Annotated in this window: 20 protein-coding genes and 1 pseudogene; 2 read left to right on the top strand and 19 right to left on the bottom strand. The window is 43.0% G+C overall.

What is annotated here, in order from left to right; translation table 11 throughout:
- Position 1: 1 nt before the first annotated feature.
- The 13 genes and pseudogenes from DW650_RS13750 to DW650_RS13690 all read right to left on the bottom strand — a co-directional run bounded on the left by DW650_RS13750 (position 2) and on the right by DW650_RS13690 (position 12,747).
- On the bottom strand, positions 2-706 hold the full coding sequence (locus DW650_RS13750) for an ABC transporter ATP-binding protein (RefSeq protein ID WP_118210234.1): 705 nt from the start codon (positions 704-706) through the stop codon (positions 2-4).
- Positions 707-850: 144 nt separating this feature from the next.
- Entirely contained in the window at positions 851-1,000 is a 150-nt protein-coding gene (locus DW650_RS19570) for a hypothetical protein (protein WP_158576230.1), read from the bottom strand.
- Positions 1,001-1,222: 222 nt separating this feature from the next.
- Positions 1,223-1,456: a hypothetical protein gene (locus DW650_RS13745; RefSeq protein WP_117922392.1), complete on the bottom strand. Its 234-nt coding sequence runs from the start codon at positions 1,454-1,456 to the stop codon at positions 1,223-1,225.
- A gap of 151 nt (positions 1,457-1,607) precedes the next feature.
- Positions 1,608-2,033 carry a Fe-S cluster assembly sulfur transfer protein SufU gene (gene sufU, locus DW650_RS13740; RefSeq protein WP_118210233.1) on the bottom strand — a complete coding sequence of 142 codons (426 nt, stop codon included), beginning with the start codon at positions 2,031-2,033 and terminating at the stop codon, positions 1,608-1,610.
- Positions 2,023-3,234, bottom strand: a complete 1,212-nt coding sequence (locus DW650_RS13735; protein WP_118210232.1) for an aminotransferase class V-fold PLP-dependent enzyme — start codon at positions 3,232-3,234, stop codon at positions 2,023-2,025. The genes sufU and DW650_RS13735 overlap by 11 nt, the downstream gene beginning before the upstream one ends.
- Before the next feature lie 39 nt (positions 3,235-3,273).
- Positions 3,274-4,347: a SufB/SufD family protein gene (locus DW650_RS13730; protein ID WP_118210231.1), complete on the bottom strand. Its 1,074-nt coding sequence runs from the start codon at positions 4,345-4,347 to the stop codon at positions 3,274-3,276.
- Positions 4,347-5,753 carry a Fe-S cluster assembly protein SufB gene (gene sufB, locus DW650_RS13725; RefSeq protein WP_118210230.1) on the bottom strand — a complete coding sequence of 469 codons (1,407 nt, stop codon included), beginning with the start codon at positions 5,751-5,753 and terminating at the stop codon, positions 4,347-4,349. Before sufB ends, DW650_RS13730 begins: the two co-directional genes overlap by 1 nt.
- 137 nt (positions 5,754-5,890) lie before the next feature.
- A complete protein-coding gene (gene sufC / locus DW650_RS13720; RefSeq protein WP_186899303.1) occupies positions 5,891-6,634 on the bottom strand; it encodes a Fe-S cluster assembly ATPase SufC in 744 nt (247 codons plus the stop codon).
- A gap of 228 nt (positions 6,635-6,862) precedes the next feature.
- Complete coding sequence (eno, locus tag DW650_RS13715) at positions 6,863-8,158, bottom strand: phosphopyruvate hydratase (protein WP_118210229.1); 1,296 nt, start codon at positions 8,156-8,158, stop codon at positions 6,863-6,865.
- Positions 8,159-8,399: 241 nt separating this feature from the next.
- Positions 8,400-8,660, bottom strand: a pseudogene (locus DW650_RS13710) (ABC transporter ATP-binding protein); the annotation flags it as partial.
- 174 nt (positions 8,661-8,834) lie between these two features.
- Entirely contained in the window at positions 8,835-9,656 is an 822-nt protein-coding gene (locus DW650_RS13700; protein ID WP_118210228.1) for an alpha/beta hydrolase, read from the bottom strand.
- 102 nt (positions 9,657-9,758) lie between these two features.
- Positions 9,759-12,296 carry a glycoside hydrolase family 2 protein gene (locus DW650_RS13695; protein WP_118210227.1) on the bottom strand — a complete coding sequence of 846 codons (2,538 nt, stop codon included), beginning with the start codon at positions 12,294-12,296 and terminating at the stop codon, positions 9,759-9,761.
- Positions 12,283-12,747 (bottom strand): YaiI/YqxD family protein, encoded by a 465-nt coding sequence (locus DW650_RS13690; RefSeq protein WP_118210226.1) that lies wholly within the window; start codon positions 12,745-12,747, stop codon positions 12,283-12,285. The genes DW650_RS13695 and DW650_RS13690 overlap by 14 nt, the downstream gene beginning before the upstream one ends.
- Positions 12,748-12,969: 222 nt before the next feature.
- Between DW650_RS13690 and DW650_RS13685 the strand changes: the two genes are divergently transcribed.
- Positions 12,970-13,740 carry a TerD family protein gene (locus DW650_RS13685; RefSeq protein WP_118210225.1) on the top strand — a complete coding sequence of 257 codons (771 nt, stop codon included), beginning with the start codon at positions 12,970-12,972 and terminating at the stop codon, positions 13,738-13,740.
- A gap of 31 nt (positions 13,741-13,771) precedes the next feature.
- Entirely contained in the window at positions 13,772-14,476 is a 705-nt protein-coding gene (locus tag DW650_RS13680; RefSeq protein ID WP_118210224.1) for an AIM24 family protein, read from the top strand.
- A 185-nt stretch (positions 14,477-14,661) separates the two neighbouring features.
- Here the strand turns inward: DW650_RS13680 and DW650_RS13675 are convergent, their stop codons facing one another.
- From DW650_RS13675 to DW650_RS13650, 6 genes are all read right to left on the bottom strand, one after another.
- Complete coding sequence (locus DW650_RS13675) at positions 14,662-15,468, bottom strand: HAD family hydrolase (protein ID WP_118210223.1); 807 nt, start codon at positions 15,466-15,468, stop codon at positions 14,662-14,664.
- On the bottom strand, positions 15,465-18,101 hold the full coding sequence (locus DW650_RS13670) for a cation-translocating P-type ATPase (protein WP_118210222.1): 2,637 nt from the start codon (positions 18,099-18,101) through the stop codon (positions 15,465-15,467). The genes DW650_RS13675 and DW650_RS13670 overlap by 4 nt, the downstream gene beginning before the upstream one ends.
- A gap of 37 nt (positions 18,102-18,138) precedes the next feature.
- Positions 18,139-18,753 carry a TerD family protein gene (locus DW650_RS13665; RefSeq protein ID WP_015522113.1) on the bottom strand — a complete coding sequence of 205 codons (615 nt, stop codon included), beginning with the start codon at positions 18,751-18,753 and terminating at the stop codon, positions 18,139-18,141.
- Positions 18,754-18,831: 78 nt separating this feature from the next.
- The gene (locus DW650_RS13660) at positions 18,832-19,413 is read right to left on the bottom strand and encodes a TerD family protein (protein ID WP_118210221.1); all 582 of its coding nucleotides are present in this window, start codon (positions 19,411-19,413) and stop codon (positions 18,832-18,834) included.
- Positions 19,414-19,460: 47 nt separating this feature from the next.
- Positions 19,461-20,615 (bottom strand): toxic anion resistance protein, encoded by a 1,155-nt coding sequence (locus DW650_RS13655; RefSeq protein ID WP_118210220.1) that lies wholly within the window; start codon positions 20,613-20,615, stop codon positions 19,461-19,463.
- Positions 20,616-20,658: 43 nt separating this feature from the next.
- Positions 20,659-22,935 carry a YceG family protein gene (locus DW650_RS13650; RefSeq protein WP_118210219.1) on the bottom strand — a complete coding sequence of 759 codons (2,277 nt, stop codon included), beginning with the start codon at positions 22,933-22,935 and terminating at the stop codon, positions 20,659-20,661.
- Position 22,936: the final 1 nt, after the last annotated feature.

Here is a 22,936-nt window from a genome sequence, read left to right as displayed (position 1 = left end):
TCTACCACTCTATATCTGCAATATCTGCAATGTGCTCATTTTTTCCCATGGACACGACCGTTCCGCTCTTTACCGTAATGATGCGGTCTGCCATCGCTGTCAGTGCCTGATTATGTGTGATAACAACAACCGTCTTTCCTTTTTCGCGGCAGGTATCCTGCAATAATTTTAAAACTGCTTTTCCGGTATTGTAATCGAGTGCCCCGGTCGGTTCATCACAGAGTAAGAGCTTTGGATTTTTGGCAAGTGCACGTGCGATCGCCACGCGCTGCTGTTCTCCACCGGAAAGCTGTGCCGGGAAATTGGATAAACGATCCTTTAATCCGACTTCCTCAAGCACTTTTGCTGCCGGAAGCGGATCTTTACAGATCTGTGCAGCTAATTCAACGTTTTCAAGTGCTGTCAGATTCTGTACGAGGTTGTAAAACTGAAACACAAATCCAATGTCAAAACGCCGGTAGGAAGTAAGCTGTTTTTTGTCGTAGCCTGAAATTTCCTGTCCGTCTAAAAATACCTGTCCACTGCTTAAGGTATCCATTCCTCCTAAAATATTTAAAATAGTAGTTTTTCCGGCGCCGGATGCACCGACGATGACGCAGAATTCTCCTTTTTCGATCTCAAAGTTAACGTCGTGGAGAGCAGTGATATCAAGTTCACCGGTATGGTAGATTTTGCCCACGTTCGAAAAGGTTACAAATGATGGCATGTGATAAGTCCTCTCTTGTTGTGTATGAATTACTTCTATAAACTATAAAAAGTGTAAACCGTCAGGACTTATTTTGCAAATAAAATGTTTCTAAAAAATCCGCTGACACCATTTTCATCTGCTTCTGTTTTTCCAGAATATTTTTCAGGTATTTATCGGCTGTTTCCCTGTCTGCAAACATTTCAAGGTTATCGCAGTTCCGCTCTGGCATACTGCTTCTGTCCCTGACGGCATATTTTTTCTTATGATTTTTCCATACTTCTCTATAAATATCTCTAATTCCTGAATCGTCATTGTGTTTTCCTCTTAGTCGCGATTAAGATTAGGAACTATGTCCTTACACTGATATATTGTCACAAAAATCATTTCGGTTCACGTTAATACGCGGAAATATAAATGCGGAAATATATCAAATGATTTTGATATATTTCCGCATAAATCTGCTGCACTTACATTAGTATTTTACCGCGCCTTCTGTCGGCTATATCTTTCTGATCTTATTTCACACACCCTGCTTCACACTGCAAATCCGGAAAACGACAATTCTGCCCCATCTGCAACCCTGCTGCAGATATTGACTGCCCTGCCCATCACACCGGAAAACTCGTCATCTTTTGTGATCACTTTCATGTACATATGATCACCGTTTACTTCCACGCTCTCCACATCCTCGATCTCTCTCATCTCACGTTCTACTTCTGCCACCTGTGCTTTTGTCAGCTTCTTTGACAAATGATAATATCTTCCCATCAGAACCTCCATTTCCTGCGCATTCTTTGCACACAATCTGTTTTGAACCGTTCCAGAACAATTGGATACGTCATTCATAACTTTTGTTAGTTGTTTCTAATTGTTTATATTATACCCCTGTCAGAAGAAGATGGCGCACGAATAAGTGAGATTATTTATCATTTAACATTTCTTCCATCGTGTGCCAGCCAAGCACCGCACATTTTACACGGGCAGGCATATGAGAGATATCCTGAAGCGAGGATGCCTCCTCAAGTCTGTCAATTTCCTCCGGTGTCGCTTCATCATGAATCATTTTTAAAAATATATCCGAAAGTTCCAGTGCCTCCTCTTTTGTTCTTCCGATGATAAGATCAAGCATCATGTCCGCAGAAGCCTGTGAAACAGCACACCCGCTTCCGGCAAATGCGCCATCCGTTATTTTTCCATCTTCCACCTTAAGCTGAAGTACAATATCATCTCCACAGCTTGGATTCACACCTTCTAATGCAAAATTTGCATCCTTTAAAACCTGCTTATGCAGCGGATGTAAGTTGTGCTCTGTCAGAATCGTATTGTAAAAACTTCTACTCTCCATATCCCATCCTCCTTCGAACGCCGGCAAGACAGTCTAAGAAACGTTCGATATCTTTTTTGTCATTATAAAATGCCAGACTGACACGCGCAGATGACGGCACACCGAGATGTTTTAACAACGGCTGTGCGCAGTGGTGTCCTGCACGGACTGCAATCTGACTGTCATCTAAAATAGAAGCAATATCGTGCGGATGTACACCATCTATCACAAAACTTAAAATACCACCATGTTCCTCCGGTTTGCTGCTTCCTAAGATATGCACATACGGAATCTGATCCATGCCATCAAATAACATTTTTGTCAGCTTTTCTTCCCGCTTTTGAATCGTATCCATTCCGATGTCATTCATATAATCAATAGCTGCCGCAAGTCCGGCGGCTCCTGCCCCATTGACCGTTCCAGCTTCAAATTTATGTGGCAGTTCAGCGTAAACTGCCCCAGTTCTTGTCACCGTCTCGATCATCTCTCCACCTGTTAAAAATGGCGGCATTTCCTCTAACAGTGCTTCTTTCCCGTAAAGCACACCGATTCCCATCGGCGCCATCATTTTATGACCGGAAAATGCAAGAAAGTCAGCGTCCATCGCCGTGACATCCACATTTTCATGCAAAACTGCCTGTGCGGCATCCACTAACACCACACCGCCTTTTTCATGCACCATTTTTATGATTTTTTTCACCGGATTTCGTCTGCCAAGGACATTTGAGACCAGTCCTATCGCTGCAAACTTTGTTTTTTCACCGATGGCATTTGAAATTGCCTCATCTGTAAGGCTTCCGTCCTGTTCACAATCCAGATAAACAAGTTTTGCACCTGTCCTTTCCGCCACCATCTGCCATGGAAGCAGATTGCTGTGATGTTCCATAATTGTGACAAGGATCTCATCCCCTGTTTTTAAATTGGAAAGTCCATAGCTGTATGCCACAAGATTGATACTCTCCGTCGTATTTCTGGTAAAAATGATCTCCCGTTCACTTTTTGCATGAATAAAATCACGCACCTTTTCCCTTGCAGACTCATACTGTTCTGTCGCTGCAAGACCAAGCGAATAAAGTCCCCGCAGGGGATTTGCATTGTATTTTTCATAAAATTCCTGCTCTGCCAAAAGTACCTTTTCCGGTCGCTGTGCGGTTGCAGCATTATCTAAATATACCAGCTGATTGTCTCTTAACAGTGGAAAATCTTTTTTATAATCAGGCATCTTTATCATCCTCCTTCCATATCCGGATGCTGTTTGCGATCATTGTGCATCCAGCATCATCTGGATTTCTTTTTGTATCTCCTCTGACGGGATTTTTGCACAGAGTGCATCAACCCTTGCACGCGCCACAAGACGTTTTGCCTCTTCGCTGTCGAACCCTCTGCTTGCTAAATAAAAGAGCATCTGCTCATCAAGTCTTCCGATCGTCGCACCGTGGCTTCCTTCCACATCTTCTTCCCCACAGAGAATCAATGGTATTGTCTGATTTTCGACACCCTCATCGATCAAAAGCACATCCTCGCTCTCCGCACCTTTCGCACCGGCACATCCTGTGATAAAATCAATCGTTCCGCGGAACAGTTTTTTTGCATTTCCTTTTAAAATGCCGTTTGCATCCATCTGGCTTTCTGTCTTTTTCCCAATATGTCTTGCCACATAGTTCATGTCATAACGGTCATTCCCATCCGCAAGATATCCAATGTCTGCCCGAAATGTACTGTGTGCACCGGCAAGTTCCATCTGACATCCCGCATACAGATCTTTTGCACCAAGCTGCATCTGAAGCAGTTCCACCGATGTATCTTTTTCGCATGCACCGCCGATATCAAGCAGGGCACATGCATTTTTACCTAAAAGCTGTGCGGCATATATTTTTACTTTTGCTCCCTCTTTCGCATCAACCAGTAACTGGTGTATCACTGTCCCACTGCTATTTTTATCAGAGGAAAATATAAAAATGACTTCTATTTCGCTGTCTTTTTCAGCTATAATCTGCATGCGGTTAAAGTAATTTTTTTCTGCATCATACTGATATGAAATAACAACCGGACTTTTTATCTGTACATTTTCTTCGATCCGAAGTGTATCTGCCATATCCTGACTGCCCAGTTCTGATATCTGCGCTCCCATTCCGGTTTTGATTCCTTTTTTTATTTCCCTTTTTTCAAAACTTACACCCTCCGGCAGCTTTCCGTTACTATTATCCGAAGTCTCCACCCCAACTTGCGGTATGCATGGGATGGCATCTGTAACTGCCGTAACCTGTGATTCATTCATCTTAAGCCAGTTCCATGTCTTTGCCGGAAGCTCATTTATAATCCATTCTTTTTCCATCAGCCTATGCTCCCTTCCATCTCAAGCTGGATCAGATTGTTCATTTCCAGTGCATATTCCAGTGGCAGTTCTTTCGATACATCATCCGCAAATCCGCTGACGATCATTGAGCGTGCCTCCTGCTCACTGATGCCGCGTGACATCAGATAAAAAACTGCGTCATCACTGATCCTGCCGATTTTTGCTTCATGCCCGACATCCGCCATAGCGGTTTTGATATCCATTGCCGGGATTGTATCTGATCTTGAAATACCATCCAGCATAAGAGATTCACAGGATACTGCCGCCTTACTGTTTTTCGCTTCTTTTCCAATGACTACAGAACTGCGGAATGTACTGATTCCTCCATCTTTTGAGATTGATTTTGTATTGATGCAGGAAGAAGTATCCGGCGCGTTCTGCACTACTTTTGCACCGGTATCAAGGTTCTGCCCTTTACCGGCAAACGTGATGCCGGTAAATTCCATGTGTGCACCTTTTCCATTTAAAATACTCATCGGATAAAGATACGACGTATGGGAACCAAAAGAACCTGACACCCACTCGATCGTTCCGCCCTCCTCGACTAACGCACGTTTCGTATTCAGGTTGTACATATTTTTTGACCAGTTCTCGATCGTAGAATAACGCAGCTTTGCATTTTTATGAACAAATAATTCCACACATCCTGCATGCAGGTTTGCCAAATTATAACGCGGTGCAGAACACCCTTCGATAAAATGCAGATATGCGCCTTCATCCACGATGATCAGCGTATGTTCAAACTGTCCTGCTCCCGGTGCATTCGGTCTGAAATATGACTGCAATGGGAAGTCTAAGGACACTCCGGGTGGCACATAGACAAACGATCCTCCAGACCAGACGGCTCCGTGCAGTGCCGCAAATTTGTGGTCATTCGGTTTGACCAGTTTCATAAAATGTCTGCGGATCATGTCGGCATATTCGCCCTTCATCGCACTCTCAATGTCACTGTATACAACTCCCTGTGCTTCCACTTCCGCTTTCACATGATGGTAGACCATCTCAGAATCATACTGCGCTCCGACACCTGCCAATGATTTTCGCTCCGCTTCCGGTATTCCAAGTCGTTCAAACGTATCTTTGATCTCTCCCGGCACTTCCGACCATTTTCCGCGCATCTGTGTTTTCGGCCGCACATAAGTCTCAATGTGATCCATATCAAGTCCGTCGATCGGTGGTCCCCAGTCCGGGATTTTCATCTGTCTGTAAATCTGAAGTGATTTCATCCGGAACTCACGCATCCACACCGGATCATCTTTTTCATCTGAAATTTTACGCACGATCTCTTCCGTCAGTCCCGCTTCCATATGGTATGCATCTTTATCATCATTCCGGATATCATAAATCGTGCGGTCGATATCCGCTACATAAGTTTTTTCTTTCATGATCATCCTCATTTCTATCACGGTTTATTTTTTGCACTGTTTTCTGCTCTATTGCAGCTTACTTTTCACACTGTTTTCAGATTATATCGCAGCTTATTTTTCACACTATCTTTATTCCTGCTGACCATAATTTATTTTTACGCCAGATAGTCTTTATATCCTTCGCGGTTGATCTTGTCCACCAGGCTTCCATCCCCGGTCGCAACAATCTGCCCATCCACCATGATATGTGTATAATCCACGTGCAGATGCTCTAAGATCCTGGTGCTGTGTGTGATGATCAATAGTCCTTTGTCATTATTTTTCCGGTATTCCTCAATGCCTGCCGAAACGAGACGTACCGCATCCACATCCAGTCCGGAATCTGTTTCGTCCAAAATTGCAAGTTCTGGTTTTAACAGCATCATCTGTAAAATCTCCGTTTTCTTTTTCTCTCCACCAGAAAATCCAACGTTTAATGCACGGCTTTTATAGGACTCATCCATCTGCAAAATCTTCATTGCAGCATCCACTTCTTTCATAAATGTCCAGATCCGCACTTTATCTCCCCGCCGTTTGCGCACTGCATTATTTAAAAAGGAATCCAGTGCCAGTCCCGGTACTTCGAGTGGCTCCTGAAATGACAGGAAAATTCCGTCCTGCGCTCTCTTATCCGCCGGTTCCTCTGTGATATCTTTTCCGAGGAATTCAATGATTCCCCCTTTAACTTGATATTTCGGATTGCCCATCAGCACATAGCCAAGTGTCGATTTTCCGGCTCCATTCGGTCCCATCAGCACATGCGTCTCACCACGTTTTATCTCCAGATTGACATGGTGCAGCAGTTCTTTGTCCTCCACACCCACAGTCAGATCTTTTATCTTTAACATTGATCTATCCATCAATCATACCCCTTTCTTTCACATTTTTATTTCCTAGTATTTTAGTAGGATATTGTAAAAATATTATACCGCTATTTATTTTTGAATACAAGCGATTGCAGGGGTTGTAATTGAGAGTGTTTTTCAATAAGAGAATTGGAATAAAAAGAACGCCAAAAGCCATCCCTGACCTTTCGCGTCCTTTCCATGATACAGAGGAGAAAATAAATTATAATATGAATAAATTTCTTATTTTACATTAAATGCACCCATTCCCGGATACACTGCTGCACTTCCAAGTTCCTCCTCAATGCGGAGAAGCTGGTTGTATTTTGTAACACGCTCCGTTCTGCTCGGTGCACCGGTCTTGATCTGACAGGTATTTAATGCCACAGCAAGATCTGCGATCGTGGTGTCTTCCGTCTCACCGGAACGGTGGGAAGAAATTGCCGTATAACCTGCTTTATGAGCCATCTTGATTGCCTCTAAAGTCTCGGATACGGAACCGATCTGATTTAACTTGATCAGAATGGCATTGCCACAGCCATTGTCGATACCTTTTTTCAGGCGCTCTGTATTGGTTACAAATAAATCGTCTCCGACAAGCTGTACCTTACCGCCAAGTTCTTTGGTCAGAAGTTTCCAGCCATCCCAGTCTTCCTCGTCAAGTGCATCCTCGATGGAAATGATCGGGTATTTTTCAACCAGTTTCTTCCAGTGCTCGATCAGTTCTGCAGAAGTAAATTCGGTGCCCGCCTTTGGCAGTTTATAAAATCCTTTTCCTTTCTCGCTCTTCCACTCGGAGGAAGCTGCATCCATTGCAATTCTGAAATCTCTGCCCGGCTCGTATCCTGCATTTTTCACAGCATCTAATATGTACTCGATTGCCTCTTCATCAGATGCAAGATCCGGTGCAAAACCACCTTCATCACCGACAGAAGTTGCAAGTCCTTTGCTCTTTAACAATGTAGCAAGTGCGTGGAACACTTCCGCACACCAGCGGAGCGCCTCCTTAAAACTCGGTGCACCGACCGGCATGATCATGAACTCCTGCACGTCTACCGTGTTTGCTGCATGTGCACCACCATTTAAAATATTCATCATAGGAACTGGCAGACGGTTGCCTGAAATGCCGCCTAAGAAACGGTAAAGCGGAATATCAAGTGAGATGGAAGCTGCACGTGCCGCTGCAATCGACACTGCTAAGATCGCATTTGCTCCCAGTTTTGATTTATCCTTTGTTCCGTCTGCTGCGATCATCGCTGCATCCACTGCATAAATGTCGCTGGCATCCATTCCAACGATTGTATCATTGATAATTGTATTAATATTTTCAACTGCCTTGGTAACGCCTTTGCCAAGATATCTCGACTTATCGCCGTCGCGAAGCTCTAATGCTTCAAATTCTCCGGTCGATGCACCGCTTGGTGCCATTCCCCTTCCAATGGTACCGTCCACCAAATATACTTCAGCTTCCACGGTAGGATTACCTCTGGAGTCTAAAATCTCTCTTCCGATTACTTTTTCAATCTCTAAATAATTCATTCCCGCTGTCTCCTTTTCCTCATTCGCAGACGATCTTACCGGAATCTGAAAGGTAGCAACTTTCGGATTCCGGGCAGGGGTGTCTGATTCCCCCTGTGATATTCAAAAATGTCCGCGCTTCCACCCGCGTCACTTTTTCTGGTCTGCATGATTTACACTATTGTTAGTTGTATCTAACTATTATTTAGTATAACGAACGTATTTTAAAATTGCAATATGAAAAAGTGAGATGTTTTCTCATTTATTTTTCCAGACGCCATCCTTCTGCACGCTCCCTGATTTTTACGAAATCCTGGTACTTTCCTTTTCTTGCCACAAGTTCTTCATGCGTTCCGCACTCAGCAATGCTTCCGTCATCCACCACTAAAATCTGGTCTGCCTGCTCGATCGTTGCCAGACGATGTGCAATGATAATAATTGTTTTCCCTTTTGTCAGTTCCGTGATCGCAGACTGTATCAAATGTTCATTTTCCGGATCAAGGCTTGCGGTCGCTTCATCTAAGCAGTGTACTCAAGGCGTCCTTCCCGGCAGTGATCGATGCAAAATAATGACCGGTCAGGCTGATACTCGGAGTCATAATATGCCATATGAAAGTCATTGTACGAAAGAATCACACCGGGAAATACCTCATACATGGTGAGTGTTCCCTCTCCCGTACAACTTTTTCCCGTCCCATCAGTTTTTCTCAACTTTAAATCTGTCTGCACTGTCTCCCGTTTTTCTGCCACAAATCTCTGCGATCACTTTTACCCACTCATCCGGGTAAACTGCAAGCAGCTCTTCGTGCTGTAGATCTAACTCATGCAGGATCGGTCTTGCAAAATGCTTTGTATAACGTGCACGGTATTTTTCGCCCATTTTAAGGGCATATAAAATATGTATCTGAGTCCCGGCCGGATCAATCTGATCCGGCAGCGGCGTGATCAGATCAGAGTAAAACTGGTTTTCAACAGTCTTTTTTGTAACGCGGCTCATATCGACATCCGGAGTCTTTATCATATCCATAAATGCCCTGATATAACCATTTTCTTCCGCCATCATCCTGTCCATTTTCTTTTTCATGAAAGGAATTTTTATCTCTCCTTTCGTGATAAACGGATAAAAAACCGGCATCATCAATTTCGTCATCAGCTTTGCCCAGAGTTTTCCGGACTGGTCTAAATCAGAACCGCCTAAAATACCATAATCCATATGGATGTTTCCGCGTGCTGCGAGCAGTCCGACAAAGGAACCACCCAGCGAACAGCCATACGCAGCACAGATATGTCCGTCAAATTCTTTCTTTATGTACTGCTCTATCTTTTCTGTTTCCTCTGTCATCGTTGGAAACTCTGTCTGCTCCGTCTCATCAAATCCATCATAGGAAACACATGCCACCTGAAAATATTCTTCTAACGGCTCTATCACTTTTCCAAAATTTCCTTTCCAGTGACAACAGGTTCCCGGGAAAAGGAAAATAACCGGTTTTTCTTTCTCTCCAAAACAATATACTTCCATAGAATTCTACCTTCTTTAAAATGTTTTTCATATGTTAGTTATTTCTAACTAATTTTATGATAACACTTGTATAAGAAGGTGTAAAGCTGTTCTGTTTTAGAGTTATTCTTCCACTTCCCATGAATCGCACAGTGACCGTACCCGGATCTTAGGCACGCCTTCTGCCCCCTCCGGCAAAACAGCCGTAATCTCATAAGGTTCTTTTCCGGTCAGATGCATAAAATTATCCGACCAGACCAGATCCACATTACTCTCCACTGAAACGAAAAATGCCGGAGCATCTGATTTTAACCGCACCGTCAGCAGATCGCCTTCTATCATTACATCAAAAGTAATCTCTGCTTTTTTGATCTGCATATGTTTATACGGTTTTGGCATTTCAACCTGACGGCTCAAAGTTCCATCGGAGTGTGTAAATACCGCCTCCACAAAAACTTCACTTTCCCTGCCTTCTATCACATCTTTCAAAGAAACCGGTCCCATTGCTTTCACGGACAACGGTTCACATACTGCACGCTGCGAATTTTTCCAGAGAACTTCCCCCAGCATATTTTTCACGAAAACCGTGACATCAGACGATACTTCCTGCATTGTCTCATTTTGCAGATATGGCGTATAGACTGCATCTTCAGATACCTTTAAGCTGCCGAGTACATCCGCATAAAAATGTCTTGAAAAATACTGCAGTGCCTTCCATCTTCCAAAATAATCAATACTTGCCCAGGATGCGACCGGCCAGTTATCATTTAACTGCCAGTAAATTGCACCCATACAGCGTCCCCTGTTTCTGCGCCAGTGTTCCACACCGCTTTTGATTGCGATTGCCTGCAGCACCTGACTGATATAGATCAGACTCTCAAAATCTTTTGGATATAAAAAGTTCTCCGCAATATAATGCAGAATTTTAGCATTTGCAGAACCATTTTTCTGATGACTCTCCATAACTTCGGAAAAGATATTGCGATCCTCAGGCAGGGTAAAGGTATTGATGGTTTTTTTACAAGGGAACGACTGGAATCCAAATTCTGAGCAAAATCTAAAATAGTAATTTTCATAGTCAGAAAACGGCTTTTCTCCATGCCATACATCCCAGTAATGACGATCCCCGATATCATCGCTGTCCGGGTCCGTAAAATTACCGCCGGATGATGGGGAAGAAGGCCAGTAAAACGTTGCATCATCTTCACTCTTTAATGCTTCCGGGATCAGCTTTTCAAACATTGTCAGGTAATCCTGTTTTAATGCATCCGAATGATCATTAAAACCACCCCAGTGATCCCAGGCTGATTCCATCTCATTGTTGCCACACCAAAGTCCAAGACTTGCGTGGTGTCTTAATCTTTTTACATTATCTTTTGTTTCTTCTATAATGCTCTCCCGCAACGCATCCGTAAGTTCGTAGACATTGCAGGCATACATAAAATCCTGCCATACGATCAGACCATGCTCATCACAGTAATCATAGAAAACATCCGCCGGATAATATCCACCACCCCAGATACGGATACAGTTAAAATGACACGCCACCGCAATATCCAGCAATTCATAAATGCGCTCAGGTGTAATCTTTGAATAAATACAGTCCTCCGGGATATAATCCGCACCCTTGGCAAAAATCTTTACCCCATTGACACAAAATGCAAACTCCTCACCCCATGCATCCTTTTCCCGGCTGACCGTCAATGTACGCAGACCAATGCGCAGCTCTTTTACATCCAGAAATTCTCCGCCCAGAAAAAGTTCCGCACGCACGGTATAGAGCGGTTGCTTACCATATCCATTCGGCCACCAAAGTGCCGGATCTTCGACCAGACATTTTCCATCCGAAAAAGAAAGCTGTTTTCCATCCGGTGTCCAAAGCGTAATCTTTACCTTAAGACTATCTGCTGTCTCTGCATTTTTTGCCAATGTCTGAGCATGACTTTCCTTACTCTGTGGTGATACCTGATGCTCCGCTTCCACAATTTTCCCATTCTGTGCCTTTTCCGGCAACGTCACTTTTACTTCTGCCGACAGAAGAACCTTTCCATCTATATGTTCCTGTCTGATATGCAGATCAGAGAGTTCTGCTTTCTCATAACTGTCAATATAAATATCGCGCCAGATTCCCATATCCGGTAACTGTGGGCCCCAGTCCCAGCCAAACATGGAATGTGCTTTTCGGATGTACTGATTTCCTTCCATCGCCCCGCATGCCGTATAATGGATCTCTTTTCCCGGTGCGGATACATGTTCGTTTACATATGAGATTGCAGAATGAATTTTCACTACAATACTGTTTGTCCCGTTTTTCAGTATATTTGTACACAGAATCCGGTAGCGCAAGTGCATGTTATCCACATGCTTTACCGGTATGCCGTTGATAAAAATATCTGCTACTGTGTCGATTCCGTCACAGCAGAGTGTGTACACTCTTCCCTCTTCTTTTTTCAGTTCAAATTCCCTTGAAAAAATAAAATCGTTTTTCAGTAACTCTCTCGCCGGGTACTCATTCATCCGGTAAAACGGATCTTCCAGTAAACCATGCTCTGTCAGACCGAAAAGTACTGATCCCGGGATTTCCACCGGGCAAAGCAGTGTTTCATCTGCTTTTTTTAACTGCCATGTTCCATTTAAATAAAACTTTTCATGTTGTACCATTAATATTCTCCATTCCCTTTCGGATCATTTTTTCAAAACTTTCCCGAAAATGCATATCATCCTCTGCGGTTCTCTTTTTCGGCCCCTTCAAATGATTCTTCCCGGATGCCCTTCTTGCTTTTTTATTCATATGACGCTCTAACAGCATCCGGTCAATGTTATCATCCGTATACCACCGTCCGGACTGATGGATGGCAAATGCACCGCGTCCAAGTGCCATCGCCGCCACCCCGTAATCCTGCGTCACGACGATATCTCCTTTCCGGCATAAATTGACCAGTGCAAAATCCACTGCATCCGCACCGGCTCCAATCACCTTTACCTCACTGTAATCCGAGTCTAAGACATGATTTGTATCGCATAACAGCGTTACCGGTATTCCATATTTGCCTGCAAGTTCTTCTATGATCCTTACCACCGGGCAGGCGTCCGCATCCACATAAATCTGCATAAACTCTCCATTCCTGCGTGGGGAAAATCTTGCTTTCGGACAAGTCCCCTTTTTTCTTCTTTTCTGTTGTATTATAACAAGGATCTTCTATGATTGCTATCATTTGACACCTCTATCAGAATCACTTAAAATGAAATCCAGAAACTTATTAATTCATAACAATAGATTGCCCGCAAAGCGTACACTCTATTATTTTACTAAATGACAAGGGGTTTTTTTATTATGGTAGATATTCCAATGAGATCCTCTGCTCCCGTCACCAGGCAGACCGTTCTTTCCATCAACGAACGCAAAGTTGAGGGGGCAAAAACAACACGAACCATCACTTCGATCAACCACACACAATCTCAGACTGCATCAAAAGCATCTTCCGGAACGACTTCTTCCATGCAACACACTGCCATGCACCCTGCATCCACACCGACGTCAAAACCTTTACCTCCACTGGTACATATGGTGCAAAAAGGTCAGAAAACACCACTGGAGAATTCCGGGAAACTCACTTCCATAAAGGCATGTCTTGGATGGAATGTCAAAAATCCTGCCTGTGATGTGGATGTGTCCGCATTTCTGCTCGGTGCATCAGGCAAGGTGATCGGTGATTCCTGGTTCGTCTTTTACGGGCAGACCGAAAGCCCGGATCACAGCACGGTTTTCCACGCTGACGGCGGCGCAGACCGCGAGATCATTTCCGTGGATTTTACCAGATTAGATCCTTCCGTTGCCAGAATCGTATTTGTGCTGACGATCAATGAAGCATTTGAAAAAAATCTGAATTTCGGAATGCTTGAGGATGCGTATATCCGTATTATGGATCCTGCCGGCACCGAGCTGGTCAGCTTTAAAATGGATGAATACTATACGAACGTGACATCCATGATGATCGGTGAACTGTATCTGCATAACGGCGCATGGAAATTTAATGCCATCGGAAACGGCGTGGCAAAAGATCTCGCAGGACTGTGCAGTTTGTACGGCGTTCAGGTTATTTAAACAAAGGATTATATTTTGGAGGAAATTTGTTATGTTAACATTTGAAACAGTAAACGAACTTACTTTAAAGGTTACCTGCACTGGCAGTGATGTACTCTTTACAAAAGCAGGTGCATTTATCGCCGGAGAAAATGCCGGTGGAAAGAATTACAAATTTGAAAAAGTCTTGCTTGGACCGCAGAATAATATCGGGCAGGCTCTGCTTGGTCAGCTTGCACGAAGAGTGACCGGAGAAAATCTCCCACTTATGAAGGTAACTTTAAATGGTGATTCTGTTACATATTACGCAAATTATGGTCAGCATGTTGTGGTCTATCACTTAGAGCAGGGGGAAACTATCTCAGTGGAATCCGAAAATATTCTCGCTTTCTCCCAGGATTGTGATTACAGTGTCCGTTTTATCGGTGTCGGTGTGCTTTCCCAGAAAGGTCTCGCAACTTCCACTCTGATTGCACGTGGAAAAGATGCATATGTCGCCGTGCTCTGTAACGGCAACCCGATTGTTTTAAGCAACGTGATGTCTCAGGATACGCTCTCTGTGGATCCGGATGCTGTTGTATGCTGGGTTGGAAATGGACACTGTGATCCTCAGGTGACGGCAGATATCTCCTGGAAAACATTTATCGGACAGGCTTCCGGTGAGTCTTATCAGTTTGAGTGGCATGGGAATTGTCCGGTTACGGTGATTATTCAGCCTTCGGAACGCAGAGGCGGAATCAGTGTGAGTATGGATTAGTGAAGATCCGTGAAAACTAAAGTGCAAAAAGAGGGGGATACGAAGTTTTGCGGGGGTAAGTTGCGCGAAGCTGAGGCTCGTTTTGTTCCGTTGTGCGAGGGGGCACCTGTATTGCATGCTGCCAGGCTGTAACCTCTTTAGAATTTTAACTTTACAGGTAAAAACGGAGTCTGTTGCAAGTGGCATCATCCTGGGTGGATGATACCTTTTGCAACGGACTCCGTTTTTATTTTCAGACATTGCTCTAATAGGGCATCTGAAAATATTTTTTTCGGATGCATCTCATCTATTTTTTTCCGGGTTACGGATGTTTTGGGGATTTCATATTTTTGTGTGAATCCGTGTGGGACAAGTCCGCGGTCGGCGGTTAATATCATGGGGATATCAAAGGCGCTGTCTCCGGCGGCAATCACGAATTCCGGTTTTAGTTTCTGTCTGAGGCGGTCTATTGCCGTTCCTTTATTCAGAGAACGCGGTACTACATATACTTTTTCGCCGTTGGAAAAGACATCTGCATATTTTATATTGAGAGATGTTTTTAAATCATTTACAACTGTTTGGGGATCATTACATTTTGTAAAGAGAAACAGCTTTTCAATATACCGGAGTTCGAATTTTCTGCGTGGATCTTTTTCTAGCAGTTCCATTGCAAGATTCATTTCATCCCTGCTATCCGACACAAGGTGCAGGGAATCCTGATACCACGCTTCATCCCGCATACCATCTACCAGAAGAACGCCGCCGTTACAGACTAATGCATAGGGGAATTGTCCAATTCCAAGGTCGATGCGCTGATATTGTTCCAACGTTCTTGTGGTCGTTGGAACAATCAGCATTTCATTTTTTACCTGCTGCAAAAGACGATATGTTTCCTCTGTGATGTAGGATATTTCCCTCCCCTGATAGAATTCCACATTTCGCTTCCGCATCCCGATGTCATGTTTATAGGAATAGATGATCGTATTATCTAAATCAGTATGAAAGACAATCATTTTTTCGAAACGATGGCTTTTCTTACCATATCAACCGGGATGATGAGCACTGCTAACAGCACGGAAACAAATAATGCTTTCGCATTAAGTGTTGTTGTGCTGAACACCTGACCACCGATCTCAATGATGACGGTCTGCAGTACAAAGATCGCACCCATGACAATGATAAAGTTCTTATTTTCTCTGATGTGTTCAAATACATTAAATTTCTCTGATCTGGTATTTAAACTGTTAAAGATAATGGAATAAATGAAAAACGCAAACATAAATGTTTTTTCATATAATTCCGGGTCAGCACAACCTGCCGGTGTTACAAAATCCGTGATGCCACCGATATTTTCCAGGATCAGGATCGAACCGAGTGTAATAAATACAGAACTGGTTCCGATCGCAGATTTGATATAAGTTGTTAAAATGTTATCTTTTCTGAGTGCCGGTTTTTCATTCATGTAACGGTCAAGGATCGGCTCTCCACCAAATGCCATGGCTGCCAATGTATCCATGATCAGGTTGATCCATAAGATCTGTACAATGGAAAACGGCTCTGTCCATCCGAGGATCGGTGCGATGATGTTCATCAAAAGGGTACTGATATTTACCGTCAGCTGGAAGATCAGGAATTTACCTACTGACTTAGACATCGTTCTACTGTTTAATACGCAGTCTTTAATGGATGTCAGACTGTTATTTAAGATGACAACGTCACCTGCCTCCTGGGCAACTGCTGTACCGTCTCCCATGGCAAATCCGATATCTGCCTGTTTTAATGCCGGTGCATCATTGACACCGTCTCCTGTCATACCGCAGACATTATCAAGCTGCTGTGAAATAGAGACAAGTCTCTTCTTATCAAGCGGTTTTGCTCTGCTTACCACACGAAGGTTCGGAAGTTTTTTCTTTAATTCTTCATCTGACATCTGCTCTAATTCCTCATGGGTAAGAACAACGTCATTCTTCTCATCTTTTAAGATTCCGGCTTCTTTTGCGATGGCAACTGCTGTTTCCTCAGCATCACCGGTTACCATAACAACCTGGATACCGGCATTGTTTAAAATCTCAACGGTCTCAACCGCATCGGTTCTTACGTTATCTCTTAAACATAGCACTGCCATCAGAACTGTTTTTCCATCTGCGATTTTGGCAACAGAAAGCAATTTCATCGTTCTCTTTGCCTGGGCGAGCATCTGATCTTCCACGGCTTTTTTATCTGCAGAAGTGAACTCTTTTTCCTCACCGGATGGAAGCATATAATGCGTTACTTTACCGATGATATTTTCTGTTGCACCTTTCCAGTAAACCAGTCCGTTTTTCAGTGTAACAGTCGCACATTTCTTCTCAGAATCAAATCCGCTGATATCAGCAACTTTATCCGGATCATTTTTTGAATCATCATAACCGTGCTCTAATGCATATCCTAAAAGAGCCCTGTCCATGTTGTTGCTTCCGATCGGTTTTCCTTCAGATATTTTTGCAAGGTTATTTAATGTGATCGCTTCAATAAATTCCTGATTAGGAATATGATCCACGATTTTACCATCACCGGTGATAAATTCCACCAATGATAAATTACCCTGTGTGATGGTTCCTGTTTTATCACTGAATAAGACATTCATGTATGCAGAATCCGAAAACGCTGCCTTATGACTGACAAGAATATTTTTCTTGTACATGGACTCTGTGTTCATGGACTGCACCAGACTGTTCATCATCGGAAGACCTTCCGGCACCGCCATGATAACGATGGACGCCATCAGCATGACTGCCTCTGCGACCAGAAGCAGAACAAAAACAACTGTGATCGGTTCGTCCGTACGAATCAGATTCAGTACAACATCTAATACGCCCGCAATGGCAGCCGCAGATACACCAAGTTTACCGATACCGGCAGCTACCACTTCCAGTTTCAGGCTTGAAGTATCTTTTCTCTCATCCTCTTCATTGTCATCCGTCAGAGCCTTGTTGATCTTTCCAAGCTCGGATGCATCACCGATCACTGTTGCGACCATATAACCTTCGCCAGAGGTCACTACCGATCCCATAAATACTTTGTTAGCAGATGCATAATCTGTCGATTCAGCCTCATCAAGATTGTCAGCAGCCGTTTTATTCTCGTCTCTTGACTCACCATTTAACGCAGCCTGGGAAACTTTGATGTGTCCTTCAAATAACACACCATCCGTAGGTACTTTATCTCCTGCCTGAACCAGGATCGTATCACCTTTTACGATCTCACTGGTAAGGATATTGACCAGTTTTCCATTTCTCACGACTTTTGCATAAGTCTTGTTATACTCTTCCTGCAATGCCTCACTTCTCGAACTGTTGCGGTATTCCGATAAAGTACTGAAGCCGGTTGCAAGCGCAATTGCCAAAACAATACTTATGATCTCAACAACATCATTTTCTCCCGCTAATGCCGGTACAAATACACCGATAACGGAAATAACGATTTTCATGACCAGTGCTGCACATAATACTTTGATCCAAATGTCATCAAATGCTCCGATGAACATTGACCACAGTGATTCTGTCTCTTTTTTTGCAAGAGCATTTGTTCCAAAATCCTGTTTGCTCTTGTTTACCTGTGAGTCTGACAGACCTCTCATCAGCTCTTCTTTATTTATGTTACTCATTTTGGGTAATTAACCTCCTCTAAAGTATCAAGTCTATTTATACAAATCTTCTGCTCAGTTCGCCAAGTCCAGGGTCATTTGTCCCCTGACCAACAGCACTGAACTTCCATTCTCCGTTATGTCTGTACACTTCTCCAAATATCATTGCCGTCATACCGGAATAATTTTCGGTCAGATTGTACTTGCACATTTCATTATTATTTCTTGCATCAACTAAACGGATAAATGCATTCTCAATCATGCCAAAATGCTGATGTCTCTGAACCGCCTGATAAATATTTACAACGATTACGATTTTGTCATACTCCTGTGGTACTTTTGCAAGGTCGATCACGATCTGCTCGTCATCTCCATCACCGGCTCCTGTCAGGTTGTCTCCCTGATGATTTACGGTACCTGATTTATGGTGCAAATTACCAAAATAAACGATGTCTGATTTATCCACCAGTTTTCCATTCTTTAACATCAGTGCGGATGCATCACAGTCGATCGGCTGCTGCTTTGATCCGCCCCCGAATAAAGCACTTAAGAATCCACCTCCGGATGAAGACTGCTGCACTTCATCCCATCCAAGACCGACAATAATCTTTGACAATCCTGCGTTATCTTTTGACAGACTGACCTTCTGTCCTTTCTGTAAACTAATTGACATTACAATCCTCCTTGTTTTGCGGAGCAAAATGCGACTGCCATTGCAGGAGCAGAGGATTTTACTCCTTGTTTTCCTCCCTTATGCCACTTCAATTCCATAGTGTCCGCAAAGTGCTGCGAGTCCGCCCTGGAAACCACTTCCAATTGCGTTAAATTTCCATTCTCCGTTATGTCTGTATAATTCACCGACAACGACTGCTGTCTCAATGGAGAAATCCTCTCCCAAGTCATAACGGATCATTTCTTTTCCGGTTGTCTCATCCACCAGACGGATAAACGCATTGGATACCTGTCCAAAATTCTGGCGTCTTGCCTCTGCCTCATAGATGGTTACGGTAAAAGCGATTCGCTCAATGTTTGCCGGTACTTTGGAAAGATCGATCTGGACCTGTTCGTCATCGCCTTCTCCCTCTCCGGTTAAGTTATCGCCCATATGTTTTACAGACTCACTTGGATGAACCAGGTTTCCATAAAATACAAACTCTTTATCTGTCGGGCATTTTCCATCTGCGCCTAACATAAATGCTGCTGCATCCAGGTCAAAATCTGCACCTGAATCATATGCATTGACATCCCAGCCAAGACCAACCATGATATTTTTCAGTCCCGGATTTCCTTTTGTTAAATCTACTTTCTGTCCTTTTGATAAATTAATTGGCATAGTATTACCTCCTTAGAATAAATGAATCTATAGTTATTTCAAATAACTTACTTGTTTGCCGGCGGCATATGATACTGTCTGTTGAAGTCCGCCTTGATTGCCTCAAGCCTTGCCTGATCTTCCACACGTTTCTTTCTGGAGTCTTCTTGAATTCTTCTGGTTTCTTCAATACCGCTCGTAATCGTTCTCCAGGTCGTTTCAAGTGTCTCAATCTGAATAGAGCTTCCAGATGCCATCTTAGCAGTAGCCTTAGAAACCTCTACCGTATTCTGTGCATTCTTAATAAGCATCTCATTCGTCTTCTTATCAAGAGCTGACATTGCCTCCGCCTGAATGCGCTGGCGTTTCAGCAGAATTGCCTGTGCAAGTGCCTGTTTAAATACAGGAAGCGTCACGATAAATGCGGAATTAATTTTTCTGACCAGATTATAATTGCTGAATTCCATCGTTTTGATCATCGGAATGGACTGCATTGCAACATTCTCTGCTGTTCGAAGATCCTGTGTACGCTGCTCCATCATCATCAATGCCTGATTTAAACTGGTAAGTTCAAACCGGATCGACTCGTCTCCAGTAGTCTCCATATCCTGCTGTCTTTTCGCAATATATGCTTCGATTTCTTTGCATGCCTGCTCGCCGGCAAGAATATATTTCACGAGTTCATGATAATAATTTACATTTGCCTCAAACATCGTATTTAATTTACGGTTTGACTGTTTGATCTCCGACTCATAGCCTTTGAGCTGAACGTAGATCTTATCGACTTCTTCGCCCATTGTGTGGTATTTTGCAAGAATCTTGTCAAGCTGTTTTTTCATATTTCCAAATAATTTTCCAAACAGTCCCGGATTTTCTTTGATCTCATCGATATCAAACTGATCCATGATCTTTGCTAACGTTTTTAACATTTCGCTGGTATCGTCTAACTGTGACATATTCATACTGTTTAACACAACATCCGAAGCCTTTGAAATCTCCTCTGCCACCTCTGCTCCAAATGTGACGATTGTCTCAAGATTATTGATCTCGATCGTACTGACGATCCGGTCAACTTCATCAGAATTGACCAGTTCTGAGTTCATTTTTTCCCTGTCGGCAACAATATCATATTGTTCCACAACAGCGATCTCATCCTTTGTGTCCGGAACTGCTGTGGCTGCCGGTGCTTCCGCAGTCATTGTTTTGCTAAAATCAAGTCCCATACTATTCCTCCATTTCTGCGTGTGAAAAATCTGATTTTTCGCACTAATTACCTCTCTTAAAAAATTTCTCCCGCCAAGTGTAGCGTGTACTGCCAAATGAAATACTATTCAGGTCAGGGACTTGCAGATCATATTTATATTCCCCGATCTGGTGTTCTTCCATTAGTTGCCCGTTAAAATATTTTTCAATACTCTGATATCCTGTCGGTACAAAAAATACGATATCAAATCCAATCAGATGTAAAAATGCTGTCAGGATCGAATCCTCTAACGAAATTACCGTCTCCGATGTATTAATGTAGATCATTTTCGGATTTTTCCGGGTAAGATCAAATTTCTGGATCAGTCTTACAATATCCTTTGGCAGATTTAAAATCTGCGCAATGACTGTATATTCCATGCCATTTTCCCCGATTCCCTTTATCATTTTCTGATTGATCAAAAGCTGCATCTTATCGAGAATCATTTCCTGTATATCTTCTCTCAGGATACCATACGGATATTTCGGATGTGCTTTGATCTTATTTCGCTGCAATTTTCCATTCTTAAAAAATTCGGCAGCATACATTTTCATCGGATTCGGTGCCATCGGCTCTATATAAGGCGCCTTTTTTATCACAATGGTATCTTCCGTAACCAATTCTTTTACTGATGTCCAGTAATGATCCGTCTGTCCATCTTTTACACCGGAAACCTTTGCAAAAATAACCGGTATGTTGACCACACCATCGACCACACTAAAATCCGGCCGGTACTTCAGCTCCTGATCCCACAGGATCTTTATTTCTTCATACATGGTCTGCAGGCTGATGATATTCGCCTTTCCATACTGCTGATTCCGGTACATTCCGGTGTCCTGATACATTAATGTATCCAGTTCTCTCTCCGCATGATATGCCACTGTTCCCATTTTAACCTGTGAATTTTCTTCCGGAAACCTTTCCATGGTAAGACTTTCCTCATAATTCAGTTCATACAGCAAAGGATCTGTAAGCTGACAAGGTACATTCCGGTTCGGGCACAGGATCACCACATCAACCGGCAGTCTTGCTAAAAACTTAAGAAACAGTGCCTCATTTTCATTCTGACAACCACCCATGTGAATAAAACATCCGATTTCCGGCATCTTCCAGTCAGAAAATAAAGACGGCAGATATCTCTTTAGCCAGCACAACAGATATACCGCCTTACTGGTGAGCCTGTTTAAATTATCGCCTTCTTTGCTAAATTCTGCAAGAAGAATATCAACAAATGTTTTATGCATGATCTTCTGCAGTTCCATATTTGCCGGATATTTAATATTTGCGGAAAGATCCATGACAAGCTGATCTATCTTTGCATAGTTTCCTCGCCGGATATCTGCGATCTCATCCGGTGTCGGTCTTTCAATCTCTCCATTTACGATCACAGTCTTTCGTCTGGCATTTTTCAGTTCAAGCTGCAGCTGAAACAATTCGTTTGCATAAGTCAGCTTGTCCTCTGCTCCATTGATCCGGTAAAAACAATTATAAAAGAAACGGGAATCTGTCCCTCTGCTCAACACACTTTTTTTGATATCTTCAAATCCTTTTCCGCTGATCCAGGCATTAGTACAGTTATTGACAGAAGGAAGATTTCCATACAGCCGTTCTTTTTCAAAATCATTTTGTATCGCTTCACGGACTTTCTTTAAGCAGTATTCTTCCGGGAAAGCTGTCATCCCCTCCATTTTTAGATCGTCCGATAAAACGGAATCCGGATCTGACTTAAGGTACCCTGCATCACCGTGATACTGCAGCAACACCACATCACACCCTGCATTTGACAGGATTGATATCAGCATCAGCTCGTAATTACTGATATCCCCCTCATAAAGGATCTTGGGCAGTTCATTTGCCCCAAGCTGGTTTACAATCCGCTCAAATTTGTAATACAGCCAGCACATAAATTTGATATATGCATTTTTTTGCATATTCTCTGTTTTTCCATTCCGTCTCATGGAATCAAGCGAGTCATAAATCGAATCTGCCACATTCTTCCTTTGCAGATCGTTCATACGCGGCAGCCATTTCTTTAACCCAGCGGTTATAAATGACGGATCCATCCGAAAATCCATACCCATAATTTCCGAATAATACGCAAGATTCTGCTCATCCGGATTAGGGATTTTCCCTTCGATCACCACGCCCTTTCTTCTTGCCGTGTCATAATATTTTTTTATAAAATCACCGATTTTTTCCGTGTATCCATTGATCCGGTAAAAATACACCTCTCTGCTTTGTCTGCTATCGAGATCGACAAAGTAATCATCAAGGCTGCGAATCTTTTTATGTTCTAACATA

The sequence above is a fragment of the Roseburia sp. AM23-20 genome, assembly GCF_003470905.1.
Lineage (GTDB): Bacteria > Bacillota > Clostridia > Lachnospirales > Lachnospiraceae > Roseburia > Roseburia rectibacter.
The sequence above is the reverse complement of the archived record's forward strand: the minus strand, read 5'-3'. Positions and strand labels throughout refer to the sequence as shown.

What these genes read in the sequence shown, in the direction of transcription:
- DW650_RS13695 (WP_118210227.1), bottom strand. Translation starts at nt 12,296, where the DNA reads ATGGTACAACATGAAAAGTTTTATTTAAATGGAACATGGCAGTTAAAA.
- sufU (WP_118210233.1), bottom strand. Translation starts at nt 2,033, where the DNA reads ATGGAGAGTAGAAGTTTTTACAATACGATTCTGACAGAGCACAACTTA.
- DW650_RS13650 (WP_118210219.1), bottom strand. Translation starts at nt 22,935, where the DNA reads ATGTTAGAACATAAAAAGATTCGCAGCCTTGATGATTACTTTGTCGAT.
- DW650_RS13670 (WP_118210222.1), bottom strand. Translation starts at nt 18,101, where the DNA reads ATGAGTAACATAAATAAAGAAGAGCTGATGAGAGGTCTGTCAGACTCA.
- sufC (WP_186899303.1), bottom strand. Translation starts at nt 6,634, where the DNA reads ATGGATAGATCAATGTTAAAGATAAAAGATCTGACTGTGGGTGTGGAG.
- DW650_RS13700 (WP_118210228.1), bottom strand. Translation starts at nt 9,656, where the DNA reads ATGGAAGTATATTGTTTTGGAGAGAAAGAAAAACCGGTTATTTTCCTT.
- DW650_RS13675 (WP_118210223.1), bottom strand. Translation starts at nt 15,468, where the DNA reads ATGATTGTCTTTCATACTGATTTAGATAATACGATCATCTATTCCTAT.
- DW650_RS13665 (WP_015522113.1), bottom strand. Translation starts at nt 18,753, where the DNA reads ATGTCAATTAGTTTACAGAAAGGACAGAAGGTCAGTCTGTCAAAAGAT.
- DW650_RS13745 (WP_117922392.1), bottom strand. Translation starts at nt 1,456, where the DNA reads ATGGGAAGATATTATCATTTGTCAAAGAAGCTGACAAAAGCACAGGTG.
- DW650_RS13750 (WP_118210234.1), bottom strand. Translation starts at nt 706, where the DNA reads ATGCCATCATTTGTAACCTTTTCGAACGTGGGCAAAATCTACCATACC.
- DW650_RS13735 (WP_118210232.1), bottom strand. Translation starts at nt 3,234, where the DNA reads ATGCCTGATTATAAAAAAGATTTTCCACTGTTAAGAGACAATCAGCTG.
- DW650_RS13660 (WP_118210221.1), bottom strand. Translation starts at nt 19,413, where the DNA reads ATGCCAATTAATTTATCAAAAGGACAGAAAGTAGATTTAACAAAAGGA.
- eno (WP_118210229.1), bottom strand. Translation starts at nt 8,158, where the DNA reads ATGAATTATTTAGAGATTGAAAAAGTAATCGGAAGAGAGATTTTAGAC.
- sufB (WP_118210230.1), bottom strand. Translation starts at nt 5,753, where the DNA reads ATGAAAGAAAAAACTTATGTAGCGGATATCGACCGCACGATTTATGAT.
- DW650_RS13680 (WP_118210224.1), top strand. Translation starts at nt 13,772, where the DNA reads ATGTTAACATTTGAAACAGTAAACGAACTTACTTTAAAGGTTACCTGC.
- DW650_RS13655 (WP_118210220.1), bottom strand. Translation starts at nt 20,615, where the DNA reads ATGGGACTTGATTTTAGCAAAACAATGACTGCGGAAGCACCGGCAGCC.
- DW650_RS13685 (WP_118210225.1), top strand. Translation starts at nt 12,970, where the DNA reads ATGGTAGATATTCCAATGAGATCCTCTGCTCCCGTCACCAGGCAGACC.
- DW650_RS13690 (WP_118210226.1), bottom strand. Translation starts at nt 12,747, where the DNA reads ATGCAGATTTATGTGGATGCGGACGCCTGCCCGGTGGTAAGGATCATA.
- DW650_RS13730 (WP_118210231.1), bottom strand. Translation starts at nt 4,347, where the DNA reads ATGGAAAAAGAATGGATTATAAATGAGCTTCCGGCAAAGACATGGAAC.
- DW650_RS19570 (WP_158576230.1), bottom strand. Translation starts at nt 1,000, where the DNA reads ATGACGATTCAGGAATTAGAGATATTTATAGAGAAGTATGGAAAAATC.